We start from the raw sequence: 26,571 nt of genomic DNA, 5'->3' as shown, positions 1-26,571 counted from the left end.
GGCTTATTGCATCTCCACATTTTCAGGTTGTACAGCAATCTGCTGCACAACATCAACGACTTCTTGAACTGGGATATAGCTATTTGCAATCCACGCCATGCTTGAATTTGAAATATCAAGGAAGCTTTGTGGGAATAGACCAAGCCATACTAGACCAAGAGCACAGATTAAAAGAATCACAACTTCACGCGCATTTAAGTCTTTCAACGGATTTGCGTAATGCTGTTTTTGTTCTTCGTTTGGTGTACCAAACAACGCTTTGTGGATCAGGATTAAACCGTAAAGACCGGCAAATACTAAGCTTACTGCAGCAAGGATTGTATACACAGGGAACTTGTCATAAGAACCCATCAAGATCAGGAATTCACCGATGAAGTTACCTAGACCCGGAATACCTACAAGTGCCGCAACAAAGAACATTAAGAAGAATGAAAGGTATTGGAACTGACCACGTATACCCCCCATCAAACGCATGTCACGTGTATGCAGACGTTCGTAAACCTGACCACACATAATGAACAATGCAGCAGAAGATAGACCGTGAGCCAGCATCATAATCATCAAGCCTTGGAATGTCAGGATGTTACCTGCATACAAAGCAAGAAGTACGAAGCCCATGTGCGAAATAGATGTGTACGCAAGCAGACGTTTCATGTCTGTTTGTTGGAATGCACACCATGCACCGTAGAAAATACCGATTAGACCAAGAATGATCGCGATGTCAGCAAACTGAGCAGATGCTACTGGGAAGAATGGAATAACGAAACGTAAAAGACCATAAGCCGCAGTTTTAATCAAGATACCTGCAAGGTCGACAGAACCCGCTGTAGGTGCCTGCGCATGTGCATCTGGTAACCAGCCGTGTAAAGGGAAAACTGGAAGTTTTACCGCAAAACCAATGAACATACAGATCATGAATGCATACGCAAGTGCTGGAGCTTTCGCCTCAACAGTGTGTGCAACACTCATCAAGAAGTCATAGTTAAAGCTGATTTGACCGTGAAGTTGGAAGCCAACAACCACTAGACCCAAGATACCGATCAACATGATCAGACCCGCAACCTGAGTATAGATAAAGAATTTAGTTGCAGCGTAAACGCGTGACTTACCTTCTGCCCCTTTATGACCCCAAAGTGCGATCAAGAAGTAGATAGGTACCAGCATCATCTCCCAGAAGAAGAAGAATAGGAACATGTCAATCGCTAAGAATACACCGATCACACCACCTAAAGACCACAGTAGGTTTAAGTGGAAGAAACCAACGTTCTTTTGAATCTCACCCCATGAACAGCCTACAGCCAACACACCTAGAAGTGCAGTTAAGCCAACCATTAACAGAGAAAGACCATCCACCGCAAGGTGAATGTTAATCCCTAAAGTGGTAATCCACGGTAGGTTAAATTGAGCAGCCCACTGTGGAGCTTGCGTACCCAACTCGTAGTTATAAGTACCGCTTTGCCATAAAACGACGGTTAACACCAACGTTAATAGCATACCAATTAAGGCAATATAGCGTGGTAAGTGCTTGTCGAGTTTATCGACAAGCCAGCATACAAAACCTGCAATGAACGGAATAAGGATCAGAGCGGGTAGAATTAAATTGTTTGGAGTTTCCATTTTATTTCCCCACGACCTGAATCACGACCAGGATCAATAGTAATGCAAACGTACCGAATGCCATACTAGATGCGTATTCACGCAATGAACCTGTTTGACGTGAACTTGTAAAGCTATTACCGCCTTTAACAAGTGCAGGCAATACAAGCCATAAGCCGTCAATTGGATCACGACCAAAGATTTTAGCCAGTAGCAAATAAGGCTTAACGAAAACAATGTTGTACAAAGCATCGAAACCAAGTGCATTACGACAGATATTTGCAAGACCCGCGCCCAGTGAAGTTTTCGCGAACGATTTCACTGCACCATAAGCAAAGGCAAATAACACCACACCTACCGCAAGACCCGCAAGTGCAATACCAACAGCTGTGTATTCAGCGCTATGCATACCGTGTTCTAGTGCTTCTGGAATATTAAACGCTGGGATTTGTGCAGCATTTAAAATATTCGTTACTGGTGCTTTTAATACATAAGCTAAACCAGTTGAAAGCACTGCAAGAATCGCCAATGGACCCCAGTAAGTAACACCTTTGATTTCGTGGTAAGGCGTGTTTTCTTTACCAAAGAATACAACCCAAATAAGACGGAATGTATAAATTGAAGTTAAGAACGCACCTGCTACACCAGTCCAGTACAAGCAATCATAAACTGCAATCGCTTGACCTTTCACCCATACCGCACCAAGAATCGCATCTTTCGAGAAGAAGCCAATAGTGATGAATGGAATCGCTGCCAATGCACCGCCACCAATCGCGAAACATGCAAACAAGAATTTGTTTTTGTGGAATAGACCACCCATCTTGAAGATGTTTTGTTCGTGATGGTAAGCCAAAATCACTGCACCAGAAGACAAGAATAATAATGCCTTGAAGAATGCGTGAGTCAGCATGTGGAATAGACCTGCTTGGTAAGCTTCAGCACCTACAGCCATAAACATATAACCCAACTGACTCATAGTTGAGTAAGCAAGAATACGTTTGATGTCTGTTTGTACCAATGCAGCAAAGCCTGCAACTAACAATGTCACCGCACCTGTGATTGAGATGAACATCATCACTTCTGGCGCTTGTTCAAACACGCTGAACATACGGCTACATAGGTAAACACCCGCCGTTACCATTGTTGCTGCGTGGATCAATGCAGATACTGGTGTAGGACCAGCCATCGCATCTGCCAACCATGTTTGTAATGGGATCTGAGCAGATTTACCTGCAGCACCCAAGAACAACATCAATGCAGTCCAAATCGCAATTGAAGAACTCTGAGCCAAAACTGTTGGCGCAGCAGCTACAACTTCTGCAATGTTTAAAGTGCCGAATTGTTGGTAGATCAAGAACAATGCGATTAGTAGGAATACGTCACCCACACGTGTCACAGTGAATGCTTTAATTGCAGCAAAACCGTTTGCAGGTGTTTGGTAGTAGTAACCAATCAATAGGTATGAACATAGACCTACACCTTCCCAACCGAGGAATAACAACGCTAAGTTGTCACCCAACACTAAAAGCAGCATGCTTGCTACGAATAGGTTGAAGTATGAGAAGAAACGTGCAAAGTCTTCTTCGCCACGCATGTACCATGTTGCAAAGATGTGAATTAAGAAACCCACACCTGTGATCATGCCCATCATCAATAATGACAAGCCATCTAAATGAAGCGTGAAGCCCGGTGCCAAGTTACCGGCACTGAACCAAGTCCAAAGATGCTGAGTTGTTGCAACTGAACCATTATTAACAAAGTCGATACCAGCAATTAATGCAAATAAAGCTGAAAGACCAACTGAACCTGCACCAATAATTGCAGCAACTGATTCAGGAAGATTTTTACGACCTGCCGCCAACAGGATAAAACCAATTAGCGGGAAAAGTACTGTTAAATATAAATAACTCATCCGCGCATCTCACTAGCAGCATCCACATCCAGATGATGGAAGCGATGATAGAACTGAAGGACGATCGCAAGACCGATACAAGCCTCTGCTGCAGCAAGCGTTAAGATCAAGATAAACATCACTTGACCATCTGGCTGTGCCCATGCGCTTCCTGCCAAAACGAACGCTAAAGCAGCAGCGTTCATCATGATTTCAAGGCTCATTAAAATAAATAGTAGGTTGCGTCGAACCATCACACCGTAAAAACCCAGTGCAAAAAGAATGGTTGCAACGATCAAACCATGTTCTAAAGGGATGTTGCCCATTATTCTTTGTCCTCTTCTGCACCTGGCTCACGTTTGCCAAGATGGAATGCAGCGACAAGTGCGCCAAGCAATAACATCGCAGCAACTTCAACCAGCAATAAGTACTGAGTAAAGAGTGAAGTACCCACTTCTTTCGGACCGACAACTTGAGCACCCATAACAGTGCCAGCAGTTGTGTAGTCTGACTTCAACATCCAAACCAGGATTAGACCCATCAGGAAGCTCATCAACGCAGGATATGCCCACGCTGAAGAAGTCAGCCATTTGCTTTCTTGTTCAACAGTATTTTGACCAAGATTCAGCATCATCACGACGAATACGAATAGCACCATGATTGCGCCAGCGTAAACGATAATTTCGAGGGCACCGGCAAACGGCGCACCTACGATCATGAATATACCTGCAACTGCAAGTAAAGAGATAATCAAGCTTAATAAAGCATGTACTGGGTTCGTGTTAGTTACAACACGAACGGTAGAGACGATGGCCACAAGCGCCATCAAATAAAATGGCCACATCATGGTAATAGACTCCGTACATCAACTGGTGTGCTTTCGCGTTGAGCCTGACCTTTATCTTTACCAGCAACAGCCATACCTGTTACACGGTAGAAGTTATAGTCTGGGTATTTACCAGGACCTGAGATAAGAAGGTTTTCTTTCTCATATACTAAGTCCTGACGAACATACTCACCTAACTCAAAGTCAGGTGTCATTTGAATCGCAGTCGTAGGACATGCTTCTTCACACATACCGCAGAAAATACAACGTGAGAAGTTGATACGGAAAAATTCCGGATACCAACGACCATCTTCTTTTTCAGCTTTTTGTAGTGAAATACAGCCGACTGGACATGCAACCGCACAAAGGTTACATGCTACACAGCGCTCTTCGCCATCAGGGTCACGCGTTAACACGATACGACCACGGAAACGTGGTGGTACGATGTCTTCCGCTTTAACCTCTGGATATAAAATGGTGTCACGTTTACGTGTCGCGTGTGAGAATACCATCCACAACGAACGTACAATTGACCCAAATCCAGCTAGAAATTTAAACATTTTATTCTCCCTGCTGTCTTAGGCCTGATTCATCAGAATCACAGCACCAGTTACCAGAAGGTTAACCAACGCCAATGGCAAGCAAATTTTCCAACCAAAGTTCATGACTTGGTCATAACGTGGACGCATTAAAGAACCACGAGCCAAGACAAACATCATTACAAAGAATGCTGTTTTAATAATGAACCAGAACGCAGCTGGAATGAATGGAATATCTAGGTTGAAAGGCGCTAACCAACCACCGAAGAATAAAGTCACGATTAATGCAGAGATCAGTACGACGTTGACGTATTCCGCAACGAAGAACATACCCCATTTCATACCGCCGTATTCGACATGGTAACCTTCCGCCAATTCTTGTTCTGCTTCTGGTTGGTCAAATGGATGACGGTGAGTTACCGCAACACCCGCAACCACGAAGATCAAGAAACCTAAGAACTGAGGAATAACAAACCAAACATCACGTTGAGCTTCAACAATTTCACGCATGTTAAATGAGCCTGCAATCGCAACCACACCCATCAGTGAAATACCCAAGAACACTTCATAAGAAATGGTTTGAGCAGCAGAACGTAAACCACCAAGTAATGCGTATTTGTTATTTGAAGACCAACCACCGAACAATACTGCGTATACCGCAATACCAGCCATTGCCATAAAGAACAATAGACCGATGCTCATGTCTGAAACACCTAGATAAGGTGAAACAGGAATAACCATGAACGATAGCACCGCAGTTGCCATCGCAACTGCTGGAGCCATACGGAAAGTCAATTTGTCAGCAAATTTTGGTGTCCAGTCTTCTTTGAACATGATTTTCAGCATGTCGGCAACAATCTGGAACATACCGCCCGGACCTACACGGTTCGGACCGTAACGGTCTTGCCACAAGCCGAGTAAACGACGTTCAATAAAAGACATCAACGCAGCGATCAATACCACAACCAGTAAGATCACAATTGCTTGAAGAACTGAATAGGCGATTGGCCAGTTTTCAGCCCACAGCGGCGTTTGACGGATTAATTCTTGTTCCATGAATTACACTCCTACCGCGACTGAAACAGGTTCTGCAAGCGATACTGTAGGTGCTAGACCCACTGGGTAACCGATATAACCTGTAGGTAAGTATTCAATCACTTGAACTGGAAGGACGATTTCAGCATCCCCTGCTTTCACAGCGATACGTTGACCATCTTGAACATTTAAGCGTGCTGCATCTTGCTCACCCACAGCAAACATTGCTTCAGGAATACGTGATTCCATCGCAGGTGTTTTCACTGTAAATTCACCAGAAGCGAAGATGTGATGCATCGGTACAAGACGGAAGCTTTCACCATTAACCGCAACAGGTGCAGGTGCAACGAAAGTACGTGCTGGACGTTTCGCTAAACGATCGAATAAACGAACGCCTGCATCACCACCTTTTAAGTGACCACCCACGTTGTCTTGGAATTTGTTCCAAGCTTGTGGAGAGTTCCAACCTGCAGACCAAGCAAATGGTACAAGTGAAGCTGGAGTTTGGTTACCTACATAACCTTCCATAGAGAACGTCAACGCAGAGTCTTTATCGACTGGTTGTTTTGGTTCATGAATAGAAAGTGGTGCGCGCATCGCAGTACGACCTGAGTAACGACGTGGTTCACGTGCCACTTTCAGACCATGTACACGGAAGCCAGCATCTGGTGCTACGTCTTGAATTGCTTCAAGTGCAGGAACGTTTTTCGCTACTGACTCAATCACGTCATCAAGAACTGTCCAAGAAATCGCTTTGCCTTTCACGCCAGTTTCAATGGCATGTAACCAGCGCCAAGATTCTTTGATCGCAAGTTCAGGTTTGTAGTAGCTTGGGTCATACACTTGGTAGAAACGTTGTGCACGGCCTTCTTGAGAGACAACAGTACCGTCACCTTCAGCAAATGAAGCAGCAGAAAGTACGATGTTGGCTTTTTTCACAGTTTCAGTTTCAGAATGATCAAGTACGATCACTTCTTTCGCTGAAAGTGCAGCATTCACTTGAGCGGCTGGTAAACGACGATAAAGGTCATTTTCCACCACGATCACGGTATCGTAATCTTGTGCGAATGCTTGTTCTAAGCTTTGACCACCAAAGATCGCTAAGCCCATTGAGTTCACTTCAGGAACAGTCAATGTTAAGCCCGCATTACCAAGGTTCTGTGCAACTTGTGCAGCAGCTTCCAAGATTGATGCGTCTTGTAAGCTTGTACCAGAGATGATTAATGGTTTTTTCGCAGCTTTTAAAGTGTCAGCAATGGTTTGTGCAAATGCTTTTGCATCGTCATCCAAACCTAAGATCACTTCACCTTTCACAGCAGCAGCGACCGCAAAACCTAAACGTGCAATGTCGTTAGGTGATGCAACAACTTCACCCGTTGCAACATCAGCTAAACGTGTTTGAGTTGCAGCAAGGATGTAAATCGGAGATTTCGCATCTTGAGCAATACGTTGTACAGGTTCAGCCAACCACTCTTGCGTACGGCGCTCTGCAGCCATTTCTTTCGCTTTATTTTTCGCAGCTTGGCGAACAGATAGAGCCATACGAGGCGCAGTTTGAGTCAGATCTTCACCCAAAATCAACACAGCATCGTAGCTTTCGATTTCACGCATACCAGGGTTATAAACACCTTCGGTTTGCATAATAGAAGCTGCAAGTTCAACAAGTTTTTGCTCTTTTTGAGACATACCCGTTGAGAAGTTGTCTTGACCTACAAGTTCGCGAAGCGCGAAGTTTGATTCAAGTGATGCACGTGGTGAACCGATACCCAATACTTTTTTGCCTTGGATATTTTCAATTACGGTATCCAATGCTTGGTCTACAGAAACTGTAGTTACATTTGCACCAGAACGGAATTGTGGTTGACGTGGACGATCTTCACGGTTCACATAACCTGTACCGAAACGACCTTTATCGCAAAGGAAGTATTGGTTCACGTCACCGTTAAAGCGGTTTTCTACACGACGTAGTTCGCCATAACGTTCACCTGGAGAGATGTTACAACCTGAAGAACAGCCTTGGCATACGCTTGGCGCATACTGCATGTCCCATTTACGGTTATAGCGTTCAGAGTGAGTTTTATCTGTGAATACACCTGTTGGGCAAACTTCAGTCAAGTTACCAGAGAATTCAGATTCTAAAGTACCTGATTCTGGACGACCAAAGTAAACACGCGAAGCGTTTGCATACACACCAAAGTCCGTACCACCTGCATAATCTTTGTAGTAACGCACACAACGGTAGCACGCGATACAACGGTTCATTTCATGAGAAATGAAAGAGCCTAGCTCTTGGTTGTAATGCGTACGTTTTGTGAAGCGGTAACGACGACGGTCATGCTGAGTCATTACAGTCATATCTTGTAAATGACAGTGACCACCCTCTTCACAAACTGGACAGTCGTGTGGGTGGTTGGTCATCAAGAATTCAACAACAGAAGCACGGAAATTTTTTGCTTCGTCATCTTCAATCGAGATGTAGGTATTGTCAGATGCAGGCGTCATACATGACATAACTAAACGACCGCGAGTATCTTCAGGATTCGCGTATTGAGTCACAGCACATTGACGGCAAGAACCGACAGAACCTAAGGATGGATGCCAACAAAAGTATGGGATGTCGATGCCAAGGCTAAGACATGCTTGTAGCAAGTTCTCTGAGCCGTTGACTTCATACGATTTTCCATCGACATGAATTGTAGCCATAGTCGAATTCCTTAAGCTTGTTCTACGTTGCTAGTTTGAGCTGCCGCATTTACGACTTTAGCTTCAAACTCGCCACGGAAATGTTTGAGTGCGCCCATTAACGGTTCCATCGCACCTGGAGCATGCGCACAGAAAGTTTTACCAATCCAAAGCTTACGAGTAAGTTCTTGTAAGTGATCGATATCTTCTTTCTTACCTGTGCCATCTTCCAAGGCTTTAAGCGCTTTAACCGCCCAAGGTAAGCCATCACGGCATGGTGTACACCAACCGCAAGATTCACGCGCAAAGAATTCTTCTAAGTTACGTGTCGCAGAAACCATACACTGAGTTTCATCAACCACCATGAGCAAACAGGTACCTAAACGTGAACCTGCTTTCATGATGCTTTCAGCATCCATAGGAAGGTCAATGTGTTCAGCAGCAAGGAAGTCTGTAGAAGCACCACCCGGTAACCATGCTTTGAGTTTTAAACCATCACGCATACCACCGGCATGATCTTCAATCACTTCACGCGCAGTTGTACCAAATGGAAGTTCCCAAAGACCTGGGAATTTTACTTTGCCTGAAGCGCCATAAATTTTAGTACCTGGATCTTTCGACTTACCTTCAGATAAACCGATATACCATTCAGGACCACGAAGCATAATTGCGGGTAAGTTGTTGTAAGTCTCTACGTTGTTAACAATCGTAGGACGACCCCAAGCACCTGCAACTTGTGGGAATGGCGGTTTAGTACGAGGGTTCGCACGGCGACCTTCAAGCGAGTTAATCAATGCAGTTTCTTCACCACAGATATAACGACCCGCACCAGTATGCACGTGTAACTCGAAGTTCCAACCTGTACCTAAGATGTTTTCACCCAAGTAACCTTTGGCACGAATTTGGTCCAATGCTTCATTTAAGTATTGAGCCGCTTCGATGTATTCACCACGGATGAAGATATAACCCTGTGTTGCTTCTAATGTATAAGCAGCAATCAACATACCTTCGATCAACTGATGAGGAAGTTTTTCCATCAACAGACGGTCTTTAAAGGTACCTGGTTCCATTTCATCGGCATTACAGATGAGGTAACGAGGGCCTGAGTTATCATTTGGCGCCATAAGCGACCATTTGATCCCTGCAGGGAAGCCCGCACCACCACGACCTTTTACAGTCGCAGCTTTGATCACTTCAAGCACTTCTTTCGGTTGCATGCCAACAGCTTTCTTAAAGCCTGCATAACCTTCAAGTGCTTCGTAATCATCTGCACTGCGAACGTGTTCCTGTTTGCTCAAACGCCAAGTTAATGGGTGAGTTTCTGGGTTACCGTCGCCATAAATTGGTTTTGGTTCAGTATTCATACATACTTCTCCAATAACTGTTTAATTGAAGTCACTTCAACTAGACCGTGAGTGTCTTCGTCAATCATTAACGTCGGACCTTTGTCACAGTTACCTAGGCAGCAAATTGGCAATAAAGTAAAGCGACCATCTGCAGTCGTTTGACCAAATGAAATGCCTAATTCACGCTGGAATGCTTCAGCAAGTGTTTCCGCACCCATCAAGAAACAAGCAATTGAGTCACATAATAAAATTACGTGGCGACCAACTGGTTGACGGTAAATACGGTTATAGAAAGTTGCAACACCTTCTAGGTCTGCAAGGCTCATGCTAAGCAATTGCGCAATAGCATTCATCTGTGCATCATCTACCCAGCCATTACGGCGTTGTACACACTTCAAAGCATCAAGACATGCTGCGCGTGGGTACGGATAGTGACCAATGTGATGTTCGATATCGTGGATTTCTTCCGCAGTTAAAATCCCTTCAACGTTCACACGTGGTTTTTTGTCAGTCAAAATCATCATAATGCGATTACCCCTTAGCGATCCACGTCAGCCATTACGACGTCAATTGTCGCTAAATAAATGATTAAGTCAGACATTAAGCTGCCGTTAATCACAGAAGGCATTTGCTGTAAGTGCGTGAAGGTTGGTGTACGGATACGTGTACGGTAACTCATCGTTGACTTGTCTGAAGTCAAGTAGTAGTTCGACGCACCTTTTACCACTTCCGCCATTACAGAGCTTTCGCCTGCTGGCATTACAGGACCCCATGACACGCTCAAGAAGTGCGTAATCAATGTTTCGATGTCTTGTAAAGTTTTATCTTTTGGTGGTGGAACAGCCAGTGGATGGTCTGCTTTGTATGCACCAGAAGGCATGTTGTCTAAACATTGCTTGATGATTTTCAGCGATTCTTCAATTTCACGGAAGTGAACAAGAACACGTGCATAAGCATCGCCTTCGTACTCTAAAGGCACATCGAAATCGTAGTTTTCGTAGCCGCTATACGGACGGTATTTACGAACATCGAAATCAATACCTGTAGCACGTAGACCAGTACCCGTTACACCCCAAGCCAATGCAGATTTAGCATCATATTGAGCAACATTACGGGTACGACCGATAAACACTGAGTTTTTAAGTGCTGCAGTGTAATACTCGTTCATACGCTTCGGCATCCAATCTAGGATTTCGCGAATGAGGTGCTGCCAGTTGTTTGGCAAGTCGTGCGCTGTACCACCGATACGGAACCATGCTGGGTGCATACGGTAACCCGTGATCGCTTCGATCGCGTCATAGATTTTTTGACGGTCAGCAAACATATAGAATACTGGGGTCATACCGCCGGCATCCTGAATCGCAGTACCAATGAACAATAAGTGGTTATTGATACGGAACAATTCAGACATCATGACACGGATACATTGTGCACGATCAGGAACCGTAATCCCTGCCATTTGCTCTACGCCAAGAACGTAAGGCATGTTTTGCGCACAACCACCTAAGTAGTCAACACGGTCTGTATACGGAATGAATGAGTGCCATGTTTGACGCTCAGCCATTTTTTCCACACCACGGTGGTGATAGCCAATGTCAGGTACACAGTCTTTCACTTCTTCACCGTCCAACTGCAAGATCACACGGAAGGCACCGTGCGCAGATGGATGGTTAGGACCCAAGTTTAGGAACATGAAGTCTTCATCATCGTTCCCACGCTTCATACCCCAATCTTCAGGTACGAAACGAAGATGTTCTTGTTCGTAATCCTGTTTCGCTTGGTTTTGGCGATAAGGCGTGTATTCGGTCGCACGTGCAGAATATTCTTTACGTAATGGATGACCTTCCCAATATGTTGGCAACAAGATACGACGGAGCATTGGATGCCCTTCGAAGTTGATACCAAACATGTCGTAAGCTTCACGTTCGTACCAGTTGGCATTCGGCCAAATATTAGTTGCGGTTGGAATGTTTACATCATTCTCAGCTAATGCAACCTTAATACGAATATCACTGTTACGCTCAAGCGATAACAGATGATAGAACACAGTGAAGTCAGATGCAGGCAGACCATCGCGGTGTGTACGTAAACGCTCATCAACCGCAGACAAGTCAAACAGCATCACGTATGGACGTGACACCGTACGCAAGAACATTAAAACTTCTTGTACACGTGCGCGCTCAACCCAGACTGTTGGAAAGTCTTCAAAAGTCGTTTGCACGTAGAAGTTCTCACCAAATTTGGTTTTGAGCTCTTCTACAATTGCAAATGCAGGGCGGGAATCAACTGGAGTTGATTCTGGCATAGCAATGTCAGTTTCAGCCATTGGCTTGGCTTCCTATTTAATACAAATTCAGTCAATCAAAACGACAATTACACCCAGTCCGGGTGTATCAATATTTCGTCGCAGTGATTATTTAATTTCATCCATTGAGCGTAAGTTTTTCACTGCAATACGCTGTGCGTTCTTACGGTCACGTTCTGGCATCATCTTTGGCTTATACACTGGCTTAAGATCATCACCAATCACTGCCGATAAAGGACGGCGCTCAAGTTGAATCTGGTCTTGCAATAACATCAATGCCTGAATTAAAGCTTCAGGACGTGGTGGGCAACCCGGGATATACACATCGACAGGGATGATTTTATCCACACCTTGTACAACTGAATAAATGTCGTACATACCACCAGAGTTTGCACATGCGCCCATTGAGATTACCCATTTAGGCTCAAGCATTTGCTCGTACAAACGTTGAATTACAGGCGCCATTTTCATGAAGCATGTACCTGCAACAATCATCAAGTCAGCCTGACGTGGTGAAGCACGAATAACCTCGGCACCGAAACGTGACAAGTCATGCACGCCTGTTAAAGTCGTTGCATACTCTACGTAGCAGCAAGATGTACCAAAGTTAAACGGCCAAACTGAGTTTTTACGCCCCCAGTTTACTGCTGTATGTGCAACATCCTCTAAACGAGTCATGAACACATTTTTATTCACTTCTTCTTCAAGCGGATCGGTAACGATTTGACGCTCTTGAAGTGGATATTGATCAGCATCCGGATTCGCACGGGTTAATGTATATTTCATCCCGTCTTACTCCTTGTCAGATAATGCAGTCGGTGACTTAGATTTCACACGACCAGATGATTGCGCTGGAATTTGACCTGTAGGGTCCATAACCAACTCTTCAATAGAGTTAAAGCGTGTGATTTCTGCGATATCCATATTTGGCGAACCAATTTTAGGTTTAATTCCCGCCGCTTTACGTTTGTCAGAAGGTGACCAATTCAAACCACCAGAAGACAATTCATAAACCAAACCAGCAAGTAAAACTAAAATAAAGACTGCTGCAGCTGCAAAACCAACCCAACCTGTTTCACGAACAGAAGATGCCCATGCATAAAGGTAAAGTGCTTCGATATCGAACACCACGAAGAAGATTGCAACTAAATAGAATTTCGCAGACAAGCGAATACGTGCACCACCAGCACCTACTACACCTGACTCAAACTGCTCTTGCTTAGCACGACCCCATGATTTACCCCCAAGGAGTAAAGGGACGGTCAGCATAAAGACGCAAAGGAATGTAACGCCGATCACGAAGGCAATAATTGCCCAATCGTATGGAGTAATGGCACTCATGCGGGGATAACTCCTGGCAGGCCTATTTATTAACAAAGAATGTATGTATTGGCCTTCAAATACACCAAACACAAAATTAATCCCGCCAATTGTACCTGATTGAGGAGGCTTCTTGCTAGCTTATCGGTATTCGTCTTTAGGATGATTTTTTAATCATTTCAGCATTTAAATTGGGTTTACTCCCTTAAAATTAGGATTAATCGCTTAATTAGATTAGATCGTATTTTTTTATTAATTATTACATTTATGTGATTTTATCAGAAAATTATGACTGTTCAGTTTCATCAACAAACCCCTCATTTCTCAACATACACAGCAAATTTGCCGCATTTTTATCAACTGTGTCATTTATTAAATAAATACTCCCCCACCTCAACTTTGTTACTTCTTTATTCACCTCCTCTGATTTTGATCTGTTCTTAAAATAAAAACCGAGCTGTATTGATTCTATGTAAAAAAGGCATTTTTTTAGCTTCTTGTGGCTTTTTTGCAATTCTTTGACACGACCTATAAAGAGTGTGATATTTGTAGTTAAAACACAAAAAGCAATCACAACGGAGAGACAATAATGACTTTAGAATTTACGCATAAACCTGATTATTTTCTATCTGCGCAATTGGTGATTCACCATATTAAAAACTACTTAGATAAGCATCCTGATGCTCAAAATGCCATTTTTGATTTACGCGATATCTATGAGTTGTTACGTCAAGATTTAGCTTCTGCAACCACCAATCTCAACGGGATTATGAATATTGCAGACGAATATAAACTTGAAACCCTAAACGGCGACCAAAAACTCATTAGCCAGTATTCAATCGATGCCAAAAACAACTCCCTACTCATCGATTTCAATGCAGATGCTCTTGCCGCATTAAAAAATGGCAAACCTATTATTGAACCCGATGCAACAATTACGGAATAAGTAGAAAACTGATATCAAAAAGCCATTCAAATTGAATGGCTTTTTATACTTATCATTCACTAAAATCAGCTTAGCTACATATCTAAGCTTACTTAATTTTCATTGGTACTCGGTTCTTTAACATCTAACTTCGGTTTATTTTTCTTAAAACGAGTTGCAGGCCATGTCATGGTGAAACGCGCCCCGCCTAATATTGGACTTTCATCAATATCAATAGTCCCGCCAAACCAGTAAGCAATACGGCTAACAATCGATAAGCCTAAACCATAGCCCCCTGAAGCACGGGTACGACTATCATCTAAACGCGCAAAGGCATCAAAAATACGCTTACGATCTTCTTCTGGAATGCCGGGGCCATCATCTTCAACACAGATATAAGCCATACCTTCATCATTCACACCACCACTAATCAGCACTTTATCATCACAATATCGCACGGCATTCCCCACCAAGTTTTGCACAACACGGTGTAGATAGCGACGCTCGGTTTCCACAACCACTCCAATTGGTGGTGCTTGTAACTCCAAGGTTTTCCCCGTCTTTAAGGCTTCGGTTTCAATCAGGACCTGATCTAAAACTTCAAACAAGCTAACATCTTCAAACTCCAAAGATGGCATACCCTGTTCGAGTTTGGCATAAGTCATGATTTCATCAATTAAAGTATTTAGAGCCTCAATATCTTTATCAATCTGTTCGACTTGTTGCTGCCGGTAATCGTAGTCGTCTTCATCCGCCATCATTTCTACACCAAAGCGAATTCGCGCCACAGGTGTTCGCAACTCATGCGATACCGCGCGCATTAACTCACGCTGTGCTTCAATTAAACGCTCAATATGATCTGACATGGAGTTATAGCTCGATGCTAAAGTACCAAATTCATCGGTACTTTCGACAGGCAGACGTACAGATAAGTCCCCGCCCTTCATTTTATTTAACGCATAATTTACAGCACGCAGCTTACGTTGCATCGGCACCAATAGACCATAAACACCCAAGCTCAAGACAAACAAACTTAGTAATGTAATACCCGCTGCCAACTGGAATGGCATCCAATTAAATAATGGTACCGGCCCCATGACCAAGACTTCTGAAGTTGAGCTTGGAATTGGTGATACGATCGAAATAGTTGTACCGCGCTCAGTCGCACTATCACGATACAAAATAATGCTGTGATCTAAACGTAGTCGGCCGATTTGCTCAGAATCTAAAGGCAAACTTTGAACATTTTGAATTGAAATTGGGTAAGAAAAATGATGTTGGATTTTTTCAAGATATTGTTTTTCTTGACCAGGGTAATACACCAAATAATCCAGTATAAATACAGGCAATGCTTTCATTTGGCGTTCTGAAATATTATCAGCTTTTATATACAGTAGATGTGAAGGGTCATCTTTTAAGCCAATAATAATATAAGCTGCTGTGGTTTGTGCGTCCCAACGCACTACAGCTTTACGCTCTTCTATACGTTTTGTTTCCGCTCGGGTTAAATCAACCTGATTAGCTTTTACATAATAAATAGGCAACTCAAGTAGATCGGATGCATCTGACACCCAATCTGACTTTTGTTGTTCATTTGGCTGACGTGCAATACCTTCACTTATAATGAAAGCCAAACCGTCAGTAAGCGATTCACGATATTCTTGCGCGCGCTGGTAGTTAATGATTTGCACCAGCAAATAGCCAAATGTAGCGACTAAAAAGACTAAAATCAGTAGCCCCGCATAAACGCGCAAAAATATACTGTGTTTAAACACGTAAAAGTGTCCTACTTTGCCAAACTAAGGGACGGTATTTTACATTAAATGCCGTTGGTTTCTTTTACGAATAAATAACCTTTACTACGTACGGTCTTAATGCGTTTCGGGTTTTCTGGATCATCACCAATTTTTGGACGAATACGCGAGATACGCACGTCAATTGAACGGTCTTGACCATCGTATTCAATACCACGCAGACGCTCAAAAATATCTTCACGAGAAAGAATGCGACCCGCATTAGATGCCAACAACCATAAAAGGTCATATTCTGCACTGGTAAAGTCAACCAACTCATTATTGAGTGTGACAGAACGACCACCATTATCAATTACAAGATCATCAAATTCGATGCGCTGTGCAACCTCATCTTCTGGTGCTTTGTCTGTACGACGTAATAATGCACGAATACGCGCAAGTAAAACGCGAGGTTGAACAGGTTTTGCAACATAATCATCTGCACCCATTTCTAGACCCAACACTTGGTCCATGTCTTCGGTACGTGCAGTCAACATTAAAATTGGTTGATGGTAGTGTGGACGAACTTCACGACAAATGGTTAAACCATCGGCACCCGGAAGCATCACGTCGAGTAATACCATATCTGGTTGTTCAGCGATAATACGGCGAATCGCACGATTACCGTCTGGTTCTACCCCAACTTCAAGTCCGTTACGGATTAAGTATTCTTGAGTTAAACGAGCAAGACGCTCATCGTCTTCAACAATTAAAATTTTAGGTAACTTTTCTTCTTGGCTCATTGATTGCCCCTTATTTGATTGGGCGTATCCTATTTGAAATCCGATAGATACGCTTAAACATAGTTTGCAATATACACACGTTTACATTGTAAACAAGACGGCATTCACCAAACTGATACATCAATATCGTATTTTGTAATAAATTTTAACCTGCTACATTTTTGCAGCCGTATTTACCAATCATTTCCATGACCTATTGCTCACAATACCAACAATTATAAATTTGGATACATTTTCATCGAATAAAAACTGACTGATTAATTCACAACTTTTTAGGCTTTCTGAAGTTATCCACAATGTTATCTATAAGCACTCTTTTTCGACTTTGCTATGCTATGCCCTTGTCGGATAAGGCATATATAACAAAGATAAAAAATAGGGATTTTTTGAGATGGATTTCTGCCAGAAAAGTTCAAAGCATTTAGTAAAATGTCAATATTGATATACCCTGAATTTTCCCGTATCTTGTGTTCAATAAATTTTTAAACCACTAGGTCTTGTGTTTAAACCTCAAACACTGTGGCATAAAAATTGCCCAGTTCAAACGGTCCTAACATAAAAATAGATGACAAATGGAGCTATGCTAGCATGAGCGTAACGAATTCAACCCCTGGTCAAATTCAGGTGATTAAACGCACCGGTGACGTTGCACCTTTTGATGCAGAAAAAATCTCTGTGGCGATTGGTAAAGCGTTCTTGGCCGTTGAAGGCCAGCAAAGCGCTGACTCCAGCCGTATTCATGACCGTATCTCTCAATTAACTGAGATGGTATTGAATACCTTTAACCGTCGTTTACCTTCTGGCGGTACCATTCATATTGAAGAAATTCAGGATCAGGTTGAACTTGCGCTTATGCGTACAGGTGAGCAAAAAGTTGCTCGCTCTTACGTGATTTACCGCGAACAACGTGCCGAAGCTCGTAAACAAACTGGTGCTCACCACCACCCTACTTTACAAGTGACAGGTTCAAACGGTCAGCTTAAACCGCTTGATCTTGGCGCACTTGAGGCAAATATTGTCAAAGCAGCTGAAGGTTTAGAAGGCATCGATGTTCGAGCGATTATCGATGAGACTGTAAAAAACCTTTATAACGGCGTAAAAGAGTCAGACATCTCAACGACCATGATGATGGCTACTCGTACACGTATCGAACAAGAACCAAACTATACATATGTGACTGCGCGTTTATTGCGTAACGACCTTGTTGCTACAGGGTTAGAGTTCTTAGGTTTAGATAGTGACACGAATGAAGGCGACGCTTTAGAAACTTTCTTGAAGAAAGGTATCGAGCTTGATCTTCTTTCTCCAGAACTACTTAACTTTGACCTTGCAAAATTGGCTGCTGCGATTCAACCAGAACGCTCAAACCAATTTACTTATTTAGGTCTACAAACTTTATTTGACCGTTACTTCATCCACTCAGATGGCGTACGTTTCGAATTACCACAATTATTCTTCATGCGTGTTTCAATGGGTCTTTCATTGAACGAAGAAAACCGTGAAGAACGTGCAATCGAATTCTATAATTTATTGTCTAGCTTCGATTACATGGCATCTACGCCTACTCTATTTAACTCTGGTACTTTACGTCCACAGTTATCTAGCTGTTACTTAACAACGATTTCAGATGACCTTTACAACATTTATGGCGCAATGCGTGATAACGCAATGTTGTCTAAATGGGCGGGTGGTTTAGGTAATGACTGGACACCAGTTCGTGCGCTTAACTCGTACATCAAAGGTACGAATGGTAAGTCACAAGGTGTTGTACCGTTCCTTAAAGTTGCCAACGATACTGCTGTTGCAGTTAACCAAGGTGGTAAACGTAAAGGTGCAGTATGTGCATACCTTGAAACTTGGCACCTGGACATCGAAGAATTCCTAGAACTTCGTAAGAACACAGGTGATGACCGTCGTCGTACCCATGACATGAACACAGCGAACTGGGTTCCTGACTTGTTTATGCAACGTGTATTCGAAGATGCTGAATGGACTCTGTTCACACCATCTGAAACACCTGATTTGCATGACCTAACAGGTGCAGAATTTGCTGAACGCTATGCTTACTACGAAGGCATTGCGAAAGAAACCAACATGCTACATAAGAAAGTCCGTGCGAAAGACTTATGGCGCAAAATGTTGTCTATGTTGTTTGAAACTGGTCACCCTTGGATCACATTCAAAGACGTATGTAACTTACGTTCACCACAACAACACGTTGGTGTAGTTCACTCTTCTAACTTGTGTACAGAAATTACGCTGAACACGAACGAAGATGAAATCGCAGTATGTAACTTAGGTTCAATCAACCTTGTACAACACGTTCAAGGCGGTGTGTTAGATCGTGAAAAACTTGCTCGTACAGTAAAAACTGCTGTTCGTATGCTCGATAACGTAATTGACATCAACTACTACGCTGTTCCTCAAGCGCGTAACTCGAACTTGAAACACCGTCCAGTGGGTATGGGTATCATGGGCTTCCAAGATGCTTTATACGAAATGAAATTGGCTTATGGTTCTGATGCTGCGGTTGAGTTCGCTGACGAATCTATGGAAGTGATTTCTTACTACGCAATCCAAACGTCTAGCGACTTGGCACTTGAACGTGGTACTTACGAGACATTTAAAGGTTCACTTTGGGATCAAGGTATCTTGCCAATTGACTCTTTAGATATCGTACAAAAAGCACGTCCTGACCGTATGTTCGAAGTTGACCGTACAACACGTTTGGACTGGGATACTTTACGTACTAAAGTTCAAAAAGACGGTATGCGTAACTCAAACGTGATGGCGATTGCACCGACTGCAACCATTTCGAACATTTGTGGCGTGTCTCAATCAATCGAACCAACTTTCCAAAACTTGTATGTGAAATCTAACCTTTCTGGTGAATTCACAGTGATCAACCCGTACCTAGTACGTGCGTTAAAAGATCGCGGTCTTTGGGATTCTGTAATGGTGAACGACCTGAAACACTTCGAAGGTTCGGTTCAAAAAATTGCACGTATTCCTGAAGAGCTTAAAGCAATCTTCGCGACTGCGTTCGAAGTTGAGCCACGTTGGATTGTTGATGCTGCATCACGTCGTCAAAAATGGATCGACCAAGCTCAGTCTCTTAACCTTTACATCTCTGGTGCAAACGGTAAGAAACTTGATATGACGTACAAAATGGCATGGTTACGTGGTCTAAAAACGACTTACTACCTACGTGCATTGGGTGCGACTTCTGCTGAGAAATCAACCATTAACACTGGTGCATTGAACGCGGTTAAGCCTGCTACTGTTGCTGCACCTGTAACTGCTGTTGCGAAAGAAGAACCTAAAGCTGAAGTTGCTGCTGAAGAAGAAGGTTTTGGTCAAGCAGCTCCAGTCCCAATGGCATGTTCAATTGACAACCCTGATTGTGAAGCTTGTCAATAATCTGACAGGTTTTAATCCCCCTAAATCCCCCTTTGTAAAGGGGGACTTCCTAAAACCCTTTTGGATTCAAGGAAGCCCCTCTTTTTTTAAAGAGGGGTTTGGGGAGATTTAAAAAATTAAAAATAAATAAAGGACACCACCATGCCACATATGACGCATAACTATCAGTTAGGGCTTATCGCCTTGGTGGTTTCCTTTATTTTGACTTTTTATGTCCCGATCGCCTATTTCTGGTTCAAGGCATATAAATCGCGTAATCAAAATAAGTAGTTTTATAGACAGAATTACTTCTTTTGATAATGTAGAAATACACAATCAAACCTAGATCAAAGATTATGAAAGATAGAAAGTAATTGGAGATTTAGAAAGGATTTGGGAAAAATGTTGGGGATACTGCAATATCCCCTCCATCAATCTCAGATAACCGAGAACTCGGTTGGCTGAAAACTTTCTTAGTAGAAAGTAACGAAATCTTCGTTCACTTTGAGTTTTGAGTCAACTGTTAATTTTCACCTTAAAACTAAAGCTTTGTTTTTAGGAGTTTTAAAAATGAAAGCAAACAAACAGTCCAACTCAATCATTGTGAAAGGAGCTTTATATGAGCCAATGGTGCTTAAGTTACGATTTAAAAAATAAACCACGTTCAAATTATTCTAAGATTTATCAAACTCTTGGACTATATGAACACCAAAGATTACAAAAGTCGATTTGGTTATTAAATACCACTAAATCTTCTGATGAAATCATGAATGATTTTAGGCATTGCGTTGATCATGATGACCGTTTTGCGGTTTTCCCAATTGACCAAAATTTATTAAACATATTAAAGGAGTAAATACCCCGCCCATTTATTAATCATAATAAATGGTTTTGAAATAGGGAGAGGTTTATAATCTCTTCTCTATTTCAAAATGGGGTTCATTGCTTTTTAAATAAAGTGAGGAGAATCCCATGTCTATCCTAAGTTGGGACGATTTCGAAGATGATGAACCGAAACAAGCTGCACAAGCTCACCAGCCTGCGCCCGTCGAACCGCAAAAAACGACTGATTCGCAAGTGGTATCTAATGCACAGCACTCATCGCCGAATTTGGCAGCTGCACAACCCGCTCGAACCAGTACAAATCGACCAACAGATCCAACCGATCCGTTGGCAAGAGCATCTAACGCTCTAGAAAATCTAGACGTTGCACCTGGCTTAGAAGAGCTAGAAATGGGTGCTCAGCGTGTTCAAGTTGACGATAAAGCGATGATCAACTGCCGCGCTGACTTAAACCAACTTGTACCGTTCAAATACGAATGGGCTTGGCAAAAATATCTAGACGGTTGTGCAAACCACTGGATGCCGCAAGAAGTGAACATGAACCATGACATCGCACTTTGGAAGTCTGAAAATGGCTTGACCGAAGATGAGCGTACCATTGTTATGCGTTCTTTAGGTTTCTTCTCGACTGCGGATTCATTGGTTGCAAATAACTTGGTTCTTGCAATCTACCGTCACATCACCAACCCTGAATGCCGTCAGTACATCTTACGTCAATCATTTGAAGAAGCGATTCACACGCACGCTTACCAATACTGTATCGAATCTTTAGGCATGGACGAAGGCGAAGTCTTCAACATGTACCGTGAAATTCCTTCAGTGGCTCGTAAAGCAGCTTGGGGTCTGAAATATACACAATCTTTAAGTGATCCTACGTTCAAAACAGGTACACCTGAAAACGACCAAATCTTGCTTCGCAACTTGATCGCGTTCTACTGCGTCCTTGAAGGTATCTTCTTCTACTGTGGTTTCAGCCAAATCTTGTCTATGGGTCGTCGTAACAAGATGAATGGTGTTGCTGAGCAATTCCAATACATCTTACGTGATGAATCTATGCACTTGAACTTTGGTATCGACATGATCAACCAAATCAAGATCGAGAACCCTCACCTATGGACTGCTGAGTTCCAAGAAGAAATCATTCAAATGATTCTTGAAGGTACAATGCTTGAAATCGAATATGCTCGTGACACTATGCCACGCGGTGTATTGGGTATGAATGCAGGCATGATGGAAGAATACTTGAAATTCATCTGTAACCGTCGTTTGAGCCAATTAGGTTTACCTGAACAATTTGCTGGCGTGAATAACCCATTCCAGTGGATGTCAGAAATGATGGACTTACGTAAAGAGAAGAACTTCTTTGAAACTCGCGTAACTGACTACCAAACTGGTGGAGCGTTAAGCTGGTAATAAATTTTTCAGCGAAATATCAAAAGCGGAACAAAGTGTTCCGCTTTTTTTATGAAGAATTTCATTCACCCAAGCAAATCTATGCATTTAATTTAATTCATATTCTGCTAATATAAAACGGTATAAAAATACATCAATTAATAAAAATCACATAAAAAAAGAGGACAGAATGAAAGGTCAGATATTAGATTATTCAGTACAAACCAATTCAGGCATCATCAGTGGAGATGATCAAAACCGTTATGAGTTTACAGGTGCAGAATGGCGTGGCCAGAACTCACCTAAACGTGGCGATCATGTAGATTTCGATATCAGTCCAGAAGGTCAAGCTGTTCAAGTATTCAATGCACTTGGCAGCAGTAATCCTATTCAACAAATTTCACAGCAGCTCGATAAAATTTCAAACCAAGACCAAGCTGAATCAAAATTCAACATGATTGATTGGTTTGTCAAATGTCTAAAAAATTATGCCAACTTTACTGGACGTGCACGCCGTAAAGAATATTGGTTTTTTGTTTTGGTCTATCTTATCGCAATGATTATTACTCTGATTGTCGATTCAGTGCTTAGAACCAGAGGAATATTCACAGGTATTTTCATCTTAGCAATGGTTATTCCGTCCCTTTCTGTTGCAGTACGTCGTTTACATGATATTAATAAATCTGGTTGGTATTGGTTAATACAAATGATTCCGCTCGTTGGACCAATTCTGGTTCTAATTTGGCTTGCAACAGAAACCAAACCTGAAGTAAACCAATGGGGACAACCTGCCAAATAAATAAAAAATCGTGGCTACTATTTATGTAGCCACCCTATCTACAGCACATTAACTCAGGAAAAATATGAAAGGACAAATACTAGATTTTTCGATTCAAACTAATACTGGGGTGATTAGTGCTGAAGATGGAAAACACTATCAATTTGCTGGTCATGAATGGCGCGGTCAAAGACCACCTACACGTGGAGAACAGGTTGATTTTGCTTTGGATGAAAGTGGGCAAGCGATTCAAGTCTATATTGCATTACACCAACAAAGTTTTTCCACGAATACGCGAACAAACTACAGTGAAGAAGAGGAAAACTATGACTTTTTCGCGTGGTCATTCAAACCACTGAAAAATTTTGCTGAATTTGAAGGACGTGCTCGACGTAAAGAGTTCTGGTTCTTTTGGCTATTTTGTATATTGGTCATTATACTTGCCTCTGTTTGCGATTTCGTTATTGGTAGTGAACCTTGGCTAGAAAATATTACCAATATCGTTTTACTCATTCCTAGCTTAGCTGTTGGCGCACGTCGACTACATGACACAGGACGTTCAGGTTGGTGGCAACTTTTAATGCTCACAATCATCGGAATCATTCCACTGATTATATGGTGGGCTACAGACACCAAAGCCGAGAACAACCAATGGGGTCAACCCGCTAGAGATCTGCAACAATAAAATAAGGCGCACAATGCGCCTTATCTTTTAACAAAAAACTTTAGCCATATTTACGCGCAAAATCTTCATCTGAAGTGCATAGATAAATAATAAATTCAATAAAAGCAACAATGGATGGAATAAAGGTCCAACAGAATAGCAGATACACAATCCCCCATCCAATACGACCCAAATAGAATTTATGTATACCAAATCCACCAAGGAAGAATGCTAAGAGTGCAGCAACAATACGACTCTTTTGACCGTATTGCGTGCCTAAAGCATTCGGCACAGCGACTAAGTAAATATCGGTTGCGTAACCCAATCCACTTGTCTCAAAATCAACAAATTGTCCACGAGCAGGAACAGTTTGTCCTTTCCAATCGCTTCCAGAAAATTGATAACGATTCTGATCATCTCCACTGATGATGCCTGTATTATTTTGAACAGAAAAATCGAGTATTTGCCCTTTCATATAATCCTCTATGTTTTATCTTTATTTGATGATTCATGGACGTTATTTTCATCAGCAATATAACGAATTATTGATGAATATCATATCATTAACTTATCTTGCCAAATAGCATTTTGTAAACATCAATCTCAATGCATATACCACTGCCATCGCAAATATTGCATAACCCGCAGGAGTAATAAACAACGGAATACATAAAACAATCACCACGGTTAAAGGATATAAAAGTTTTCTAAAGCCACTTTGATGATGCAATTCATGGAGTAAATATAAACTTGTCGTATAAATCACGAGGCTGATCGCCACAAAGTAGCTTTCTTTTTCAGAACTAATCAGTGCCTCATGCGAAACTACATCGACTGCGGCAGCTAAACCTGCACCAATCGCCGCGATACTAATAAAGACAAAGAAATGTCCATAACCCCAAGTAAATGCCATTTTTCGGCTATTTAAACGCTCTGCAATACTGGTATCAAAATAAGACCATCACATGGTGAACATCATCATCAGACCGCCCACCATCAGAAAAATCAGTTCAGTACTAAAACGCTGATTTGTTAATGCATCGGTTATGGCAATTGAGCATCCGACAATAGATTCGCCTAAAACGATAATGGTGAGCAGTGAATATCGCTCTGCTATATGATGCGCATGCCACGGTGTACGGCTTGCAGCCTCAGCAAAAATGGGAACAGACAGTTCAGCAATTGCGAGCAAAATGAAAAGATAAACTGTGAAATGCAGCGGTGAAAAATGAAAGAACAGCCACCCCACTTGTACCAGTATGATGCCAAACGCATAGCGTAATGCAGTTTTCCGACGGGACAGATCGTGCTTAGCAACACGTAACCACTGCGTAACTAAGCCCAGACGCATAATGGCATAACCAATCACAATTACGTCAAAATCCTGCTTTTGAAAAGCGCTTGGAATACCAGCAGCAATGACCAAAGAGCCAATAATCTGAACAAAAGTTAAGATTCGATAGAGCGCATCATCATTATCATATGCCGAGGCAAACCAACTAAAGTTCATCCACGCCCACCACAAAGCAAAAAACACCATGCCATACAGCGTTAAACCCTGAGCCAAATGATTTTCAACAATGGCATGATGCAGTTGCTGCCCTGCTGTTGCGATCGCAACGACAAAGATCAAGTCAAAAAGCAATTCTAAAGAGGTCGCGACACGATGATGCTCATATGGATCACGTGGGTGCAATGGTTTGAGCCACTGACTAGGGAATAAAAATGATTTGGACATAGCATTCAGCTTTATTATTTTCTGTCTGAATTTTTTCAAAACCCTGAAACAGTTACAAGGTCGATTACATAAATCAGATGAGAAACAGTTTTCTAGAAAAGGGATAATGGCTTTAAAAACACACTTAAGATTTAGATATTTCAATTGTAGAAGTTAAAAATTCAAAGTGACAAAACTGCGAAAGACGTTTTAAGACAAAAACTCGATAGATCGATGTTTTTTTATCTCAGCTATATTTTTCTCTAAATTTTAATGACATACTGCTATCCACTAAAATAATAATGAAACCTAAAAGTAATGTTAGAAGAAAAATTAGCGTCTTTTCCTGACGCAGTTTGGGTACAGATTCATTATGATCAAATGCAAGTTTTAACGCGTGATCATCAAATTGTAGCTGAACAAAACTGCCCTCTGGCGTTTATAGAACGCGGAAGTTTTGTCCGAAACTATCATGTTGCAGAACAGTGCTTCAACCAACTCATACAACAGATCCACTTCAAGTGGTATGAGTTTGGACAGCCGGTTATTTTTATTCAGTTAAAAGAACGCTTAAGTGAAGAAGTCAGCGCACTCGAGCTACAAGCCATTCAAGAAATGGCTCTAAGCGCAAATGCACATTTTGTATTTGTCTACGATAAACATGGCATCGCACTCGAAGCAGAAACCATCAAAAATGATGAGTCACCTTTGCTCAAATGGTTTTTCTGTGGGCTGATTTTTCTGATTTTGCTGATTATCTTTAAATAATCAGCATCA

The 26,571-nt window shown here is 42.1% G+C and carries 22 protein-coding genes and 1 pseudogene; 7 read left to right on the top strand and 16 right to left on the bottom strand.

Annotated features, from left to right (window positions below; all coding sequences use genetic code 11):
* Positions 1-3: 3 nt before the first annotated feature.
* The 12 genes from nuoM to ndhC form a co-directional block, all read right to left on the bottom strand.
* Positions 4-1,617, bottom strand: coding sequence for an NADH-quinone oxidoreductase subunit M (gene nuoM, locus FTV37_RS12765; RefSeq protein ID WP_078192291.1), 1,614 nt, complete (start codon positions 1,615-1,617; stop codon positions 4-6).
* A gap of 1 nt (position 1,618) precedes the next feature.
* Positions 1,619-3,508: an NADH-quinone oxidoreductase subunit L gene (nuoL, locus tag FTV37_RS12760; protein WP_078191097.1), complete on the bottom strand. Its 1,890-nt coding sequence runs from the start codon at positions 3,506-3,508 to the stop codon at positions 1,619-1,621.
* Positions 3,505-3,813, bottom strand: coding sequence for an NADH-quinone oxidoreductase subunit NuoK (gene nuoK, locus FTV37_RS12755; protein ID WP_067665227.1), 309 nt, complete (start codon positions 3,811-3,813; stop codon positions 3,505-3,507). Before nuoK ends, nuoL begins: the two co-directional genes overlap by 4 nt.
* Positions 3,813-4,331: an NADH-quinone oxidoreductase subunit J gene (gene nuoJ / locus FTV37_RS12750; RefSeq protein WP_171262661.1), complete on the bottom strand. Its 519-nt coding sequence runs from the start codon at positions 4,329-4,331 to the stop codon at positions 3,813-3,815. The genes nuoK and nuoJ overlap by 1 nt, the downstream gene beginning before the upstream one ends.
* Positions 4,331-4,873: an NADH-quinone oxidoreductase subunit NuoI gene (nuoI, locus tag FTV37_RS12745; protein WP_078191099.1), complete on the bottom strand. Its 543-nt coding sequence runs from the start codon at positions 4,871-4,873 to the stop codon at positions 4,331-4,333. Before nuoI ends, nuoJ begins: the two co-directional genes overlap by 1 nt.
* Positions 4,874-4,891: 18 nt before the next feature.
* The gene (gene nuoH, locus FTV37_RS12740) at positions 4,892-5,908 is read right to left on the bottom strand and encodes an NADH-quinone oxidoreductase subunit NuoH (RefSeq protein ID WP_078191100.1); all 1,017 of its coding nucleotides are present in this window, start codon (positions 5,906-5,908) and stop codon (positions 4,892-4,894) included.
* A 3-nt stretch (positions 5,909-5,911) separates the two neighbouring features.
* A complete protein-coding gene (gene nuoG / locus FTV37_RS12735) occupies positions 5,912-8,590 on the bottom strand; it encodes an NADH-quinone oxidoreductase subunit NuoG (protein ID WP_180064024.1) in 2,679 nt (892 codons plus the stop codon).
* 11 nt (positions 8,591-8,601) lie between these two features.
* A complete protein-coding gene (gene nuoF / locus FTV37_RS12730) occupies positions 8,602-9,933 on the bottom strand; it encodes an NADH-quinone oxidoreductase subunit NuoF (protein WP_111884890.1) in 1,332 nt (443 codons plus the stop codon).
* On the bottom strand, positions 9,930-10,439 hold the full coding sequence (gene nuoE, locus FTV37_RS12725; protein ID WP_078191103.1) for an NADH-quinone oxidoreductase subunit NuoE: 510 nt from the start codon (positions 10,437-10,439) through the stop codon (positions 9,930-9,932). The genes nuoF and nuoE overlap by 4 nt, the downstream gene beginning before the upstream one ends.
* A 14-nt stretch (positions 10,440-10,453) precedes the next feature.
* Positions 10,454-12,241 (bottom strand): NADH-quinone oxidoreductase subunit C/D, encoded by a 1,788-nt coding sequence (gene nuoC / locus FTV37_RS12720; RefSeq protein WP_078191104.1) that lies wholly within the window; start codon positions 12,239-12,241, stop codon positions 10,454-10,456.
* A gap of 87 nt (positions 12,242-12,328) precedes the next feature.
* Positions 12,329-13,006 (bottom strand): NADH-quinone oxidoreductase subunit B family protein, encoded by a 678-nt coding sequence (locus FTV37_RS12715; protein WP_078191105.1) that lies wholly within the window; start codon positions 13,004-13,006, stop codon positions 12,329-12,331.
* A 6-nt stretch (positions 13,007-13,012) separates the two neighbouring features.
* Positions 13,013-13,561, bottom strand: a complete 549-nt coding sequence (ndhC, locus tag FTV37_RS12710; RefSeq protein ID WP_180064023.1) for an NADH-quinone oxidoreductase subunit A — start codon at positions 13,559-13,561, stop codon at positions 13,013-13,015.
* 568 nt (positions 13,562-14,129) lie between these two features.
* Between ndhC and FTV37_RS12705 the strand changes: the two genes are divergently transcribed.
* Entirely contained in the window at positions 14,130-14,486 is a 357-nt protein-coding gene (locus FTV37_RS12705; RefSeq protein WP_180064022.1) for a hypothetical protein, read from the top strand.
* Between the two features lie 92 nt (positions 14,487-14,578).
* Here the strand turns inward: FTV37_RS12705 and bfmS are convergent, their stop codons facing one another.
* Both bfmS and bfmR read right to left on the bottom strand, forming a co-directional pair.
* Positions 14,579-16,240 (bottom strand): sensor histidine kinase BfmS, encoded by a 1,662-nt coding sequence (gene bfmS / locus FTV37_RS12700; protein WP_180064021.1) that lies wholly within the window; start codon positions 16,238-16,240, stop codon positions 14,579-14,581.
* Between the two features lie 44 nt (positions 16,241-16,284).
* Positions 16,285-17,001, bottom strand: coding sequence for a response regulator transcription factor BfmR (bfmR, locus tag FTV37_RS12695; protein WP_067764711.1), 717 nt, complete (start codon positions 16,999-17,001; stop codon positions 16,285-16,287).
* A gap of 588 nt (positions 17,002-17,589) precedes the next feature.
* Between bfmR and FTV37_RS12690 the strand changes: the two genes are divergently transcribed.
* From FTV37_RS12690 to FTV37_RS12670, 5 genes are all read left to right on the top strand, one after another.
* On the top strand, positions 17,590-20,421 hold the full coding sequence (locus FTV37_RS12690) for a ribonucleoside-diphosphate reductase subunit alpha (RefSeq protein ID WP_180009864.1): 2,832 nt from the start codon (positions 17,590-17,592) through the stop codon (positions 20,419-20,421).
* A gap of 598 nt (positions 20,422-21,019) precedes the next feature.
* A complete protein-coding gene (locus FTV37_RS12685; RefSeq protein ID WP_180025856.1) occupies positions 21,020-21,256 on the top strand; it encodes a CRISPR-associated protein Cas2 in 237 nt (78 codons plus the stop codon).
* Positions 21,257-21,372: 116 nt separating this feature from the next.
* Complete coding sequence (locus FTV37_RS12680; protein WP_078191110.1) at positions 21,373-22,656, top strand: ribonucleotide-diphosphate reductase subunit beta; 1,284 nt, start codon at positions 21,373-21,375, stop codon at positions 22,654-22,656.
* 169 nt (positions 22,657-22,825) lie between these two features.
* Positions 22,826-23,434, top strand: a complete 609-nt coding sequence (locus FTV37_RS12675) for a DUF805 domain-containing protein (protein ID WP_078192309.1) — start codon at positions 22,826-22,828, stop codon at positions 23,432-23,434.
* 64 nt (positions 23,435-23,498) lie between these two features.
* Complete coding sequence (locus FTV37_RS12670; RefSeq protein WP_180064020.1) at positions 23,499-24,098, top strand: DUF805 domain-containing protein; 600 nt, start codon at positions 23,499-23,501, stop codon at positions 24,096-24,098.
* Between the two features lie 40 nt (positions 24,099-24,138).
* Here FTV37_RS12670 and FTV37_RS17925 read toward each other — a convergent pair whose 3' ends face one another.
* Both FTV37_RS17925 and FTV37_RS12660 read right to left on the bottom strand, forming a co-directional pair.
* On the bottom strand, positions 24,139-24,552 hold the full coding sequence (locus FTV37_RS17925) for a TM2 domain-containing protein (RefSeq protein WP_257220987.1): 414 nt from the start codon (positions 24,550-24,552) through the stop codon (positions 24,139-24,141).
* Between the two features lie 93 nt (positions 24,553-24,645).
* Positions 24,646-25,815 (bottom strand): annotated as a pseudogene (locus FTV37_RS12660) (low temperature requirement protein A).
* A gap of 297 nt (positions 25,816-26,112) precedes the next feature.
* On the opposite strand from FTV37_RS12660, the gene FTV37_RS12655 reads away from it, so the two are divergent.
* Positions 26,113-26,562 carry a hypothetical protein gene (locus FTV37_RS12655; RefSeq protein WP_168378559.1) on the top strand — a complete coding sequence of 150 codons (450 nt, stop codon included), beginning with the start codon at positions 26,113-26,115 and terminating at the stop codon, positions 26,560-26,562.
* The last annotated feature ends 9 nt before the right edge of the window (positions 26,563-26,571 follow it).

It is taken from the genome of Acinetobacter sp. YH16042, assembly GCF_013417245.1.
Lineage (GTDB): Bacteria > Pseudomonadota > Gammaproteobacteria > Pseudomonadales > Moraxellaceae > Acinetobacter > Acinetobacter amyesii.
Note: the sequence above shows the minus strand (reverse complement) of the source record. Positions and strands in the feature narration are given on the sequence as shown.

Excerpts from the sequence above, each read along its gene's own strand:
- ndhC (WP_180064023.1), bottom strand. The coding sequence starts at position 13,561 with ATGAGTGCCATTACTCCATACGATTGGGCAATTATTGCCTTCGTGATC.
- nuoH (WP_078191100.1), bottom strand. The coding sequence starts at position 5,908 with ATGGAACAAGAATTAATCCGTCAAACGCCGCTGTGGGCTGAAAACTGG.
- nuoF (WP_111884890.1), bottom strand. The coding sequence starts at position 9,933 with ATGAATACTGAACCAAAACCAATTTATGGCGACGGTAACCCAGAAACT.
- nuoL (WP_078191097.1), bottom strand. The coding sequence starts at position 3,508 with ATGAGTTATTTATATTTAACAGTACTTTTCCCGCTAATTGGTTTTATC.
- FTV37_RS12685 (WP_180025856.1), top strand. The coding sequence starts at position 21,020 with ATGAGCCAATGGTGCTTAAGTTACGATTTAAAAAATAAACCACGTTCA.
- FTV37_RS12680 (WP_078191110.1), top strand. The coding sequence starts at position 21,373 with ATGTCTATCCTAAGTTGGGACGATTTCGAAGATGATGAACCGAAACAA.
- FTV37_RS12670 (WP_180064020.1), top strand. The coding sequence starts at position 23,499 with ATGAAAGGACAAATACTAGATTTTTCGATTCAAACTAATACTGGGGTG.
- nuoE (WP_078191103.1), bottom strand. The coding sequence starts at position 10,439 with ATGATGATTTTGACTGACAAAAAACCACGTGTGAACGTTGAAGGGATT.
- FTV37_RS12655 (WP_168378559.1), top strand. The coding sequence starts at position 26,113 with ATGTTAGAAGAAAAATTAGCGTCTTTTCCTGACGCAGTTTGGGTACAG.
- FTV37_RS17925 (WP_257220987.1), bottom strand. The coding sequence starts at position 24,552 with ATGAAAGGGCAAATACTCGATTTTTCTGTTCAAAATAATACAGGCATC.
- nuoJ (WP_171262661.1), bottom strand. The coding sequence starts at position 4,331 with ATGTGGCCATTTTATTTGATGGCGCTTGTGGCCATCGTCTCTACCGTT.
- FTV37_RS12690 (WP_180009864.1), top strand. The coding sequence starts at position 17,590 with ATGAGCGTAACGAATTCAACCCCTGGTCAAATTCAGGTGATTAAACGC.
- nuoM (WP_078192291.1), bottom strand. The coding sequence starts at position 1,617 with ATGGAAACTCCAAACAATTTAATTCTACCCGCTCTGATCCTTATTCCG.
- nuoK (WP_067665227.1), bottom strand. The coding sequence starts at position 3,813 with ATGGGCAACATCCCTTTAGAACATGGTTTGATCGTTGCAACCATTCTT.
- bfmR (WP_067764711.1), bottom strand. The coding sequence starts at position 17,001 with ATGAGCCAAGAAGAAAAGTTACCTAAAATTTTAATTGTTGAAGACGAT.
- FTV37_RS12705 (WP_180064022.1), top strand. The coding sequence starts at position 14,130 with ATGACTTTAGAATTTACGCATAAACCTGATTATTTTCTATCTGCGCAA.
- FTV37_RS12675 (WP_078192309.1), top strand. The coding sequence starts at position 22,826 with ATGAAAGGTCAGATATTAGATTATTCAGTACAAACCAATTCAGGCATC.
- nuoI (WP_078191099.1), bottom strand. The coding sequence starts at position 4,873 with ATGTTTAAATTTCTAGCTGGATTTGGGTCAATTGTACGTTCGTTGTGG.
- FTV37_RS12715 (WP_078191105.1), bottom strand. The coding sequence starts at position 13,006 with ATGAAATATACATTAACCCGTGCGAATCCGGATGCTGATCAATATCCA.
- nuoC (WP_078191104.1), bottom strand. The coding sequence starts at position 12,241 with ATGGCTGAAACTGACATTGCTATGCCAGAATCAACTCCAGTTGATTCC.
- nuoG (WP_180064024.1), bottom strand. The coding sequence starts at position 8,590 with ATGGCTACAATTCATGTCGATGGAAAATCGTATGAAGTCAACGGCTCA.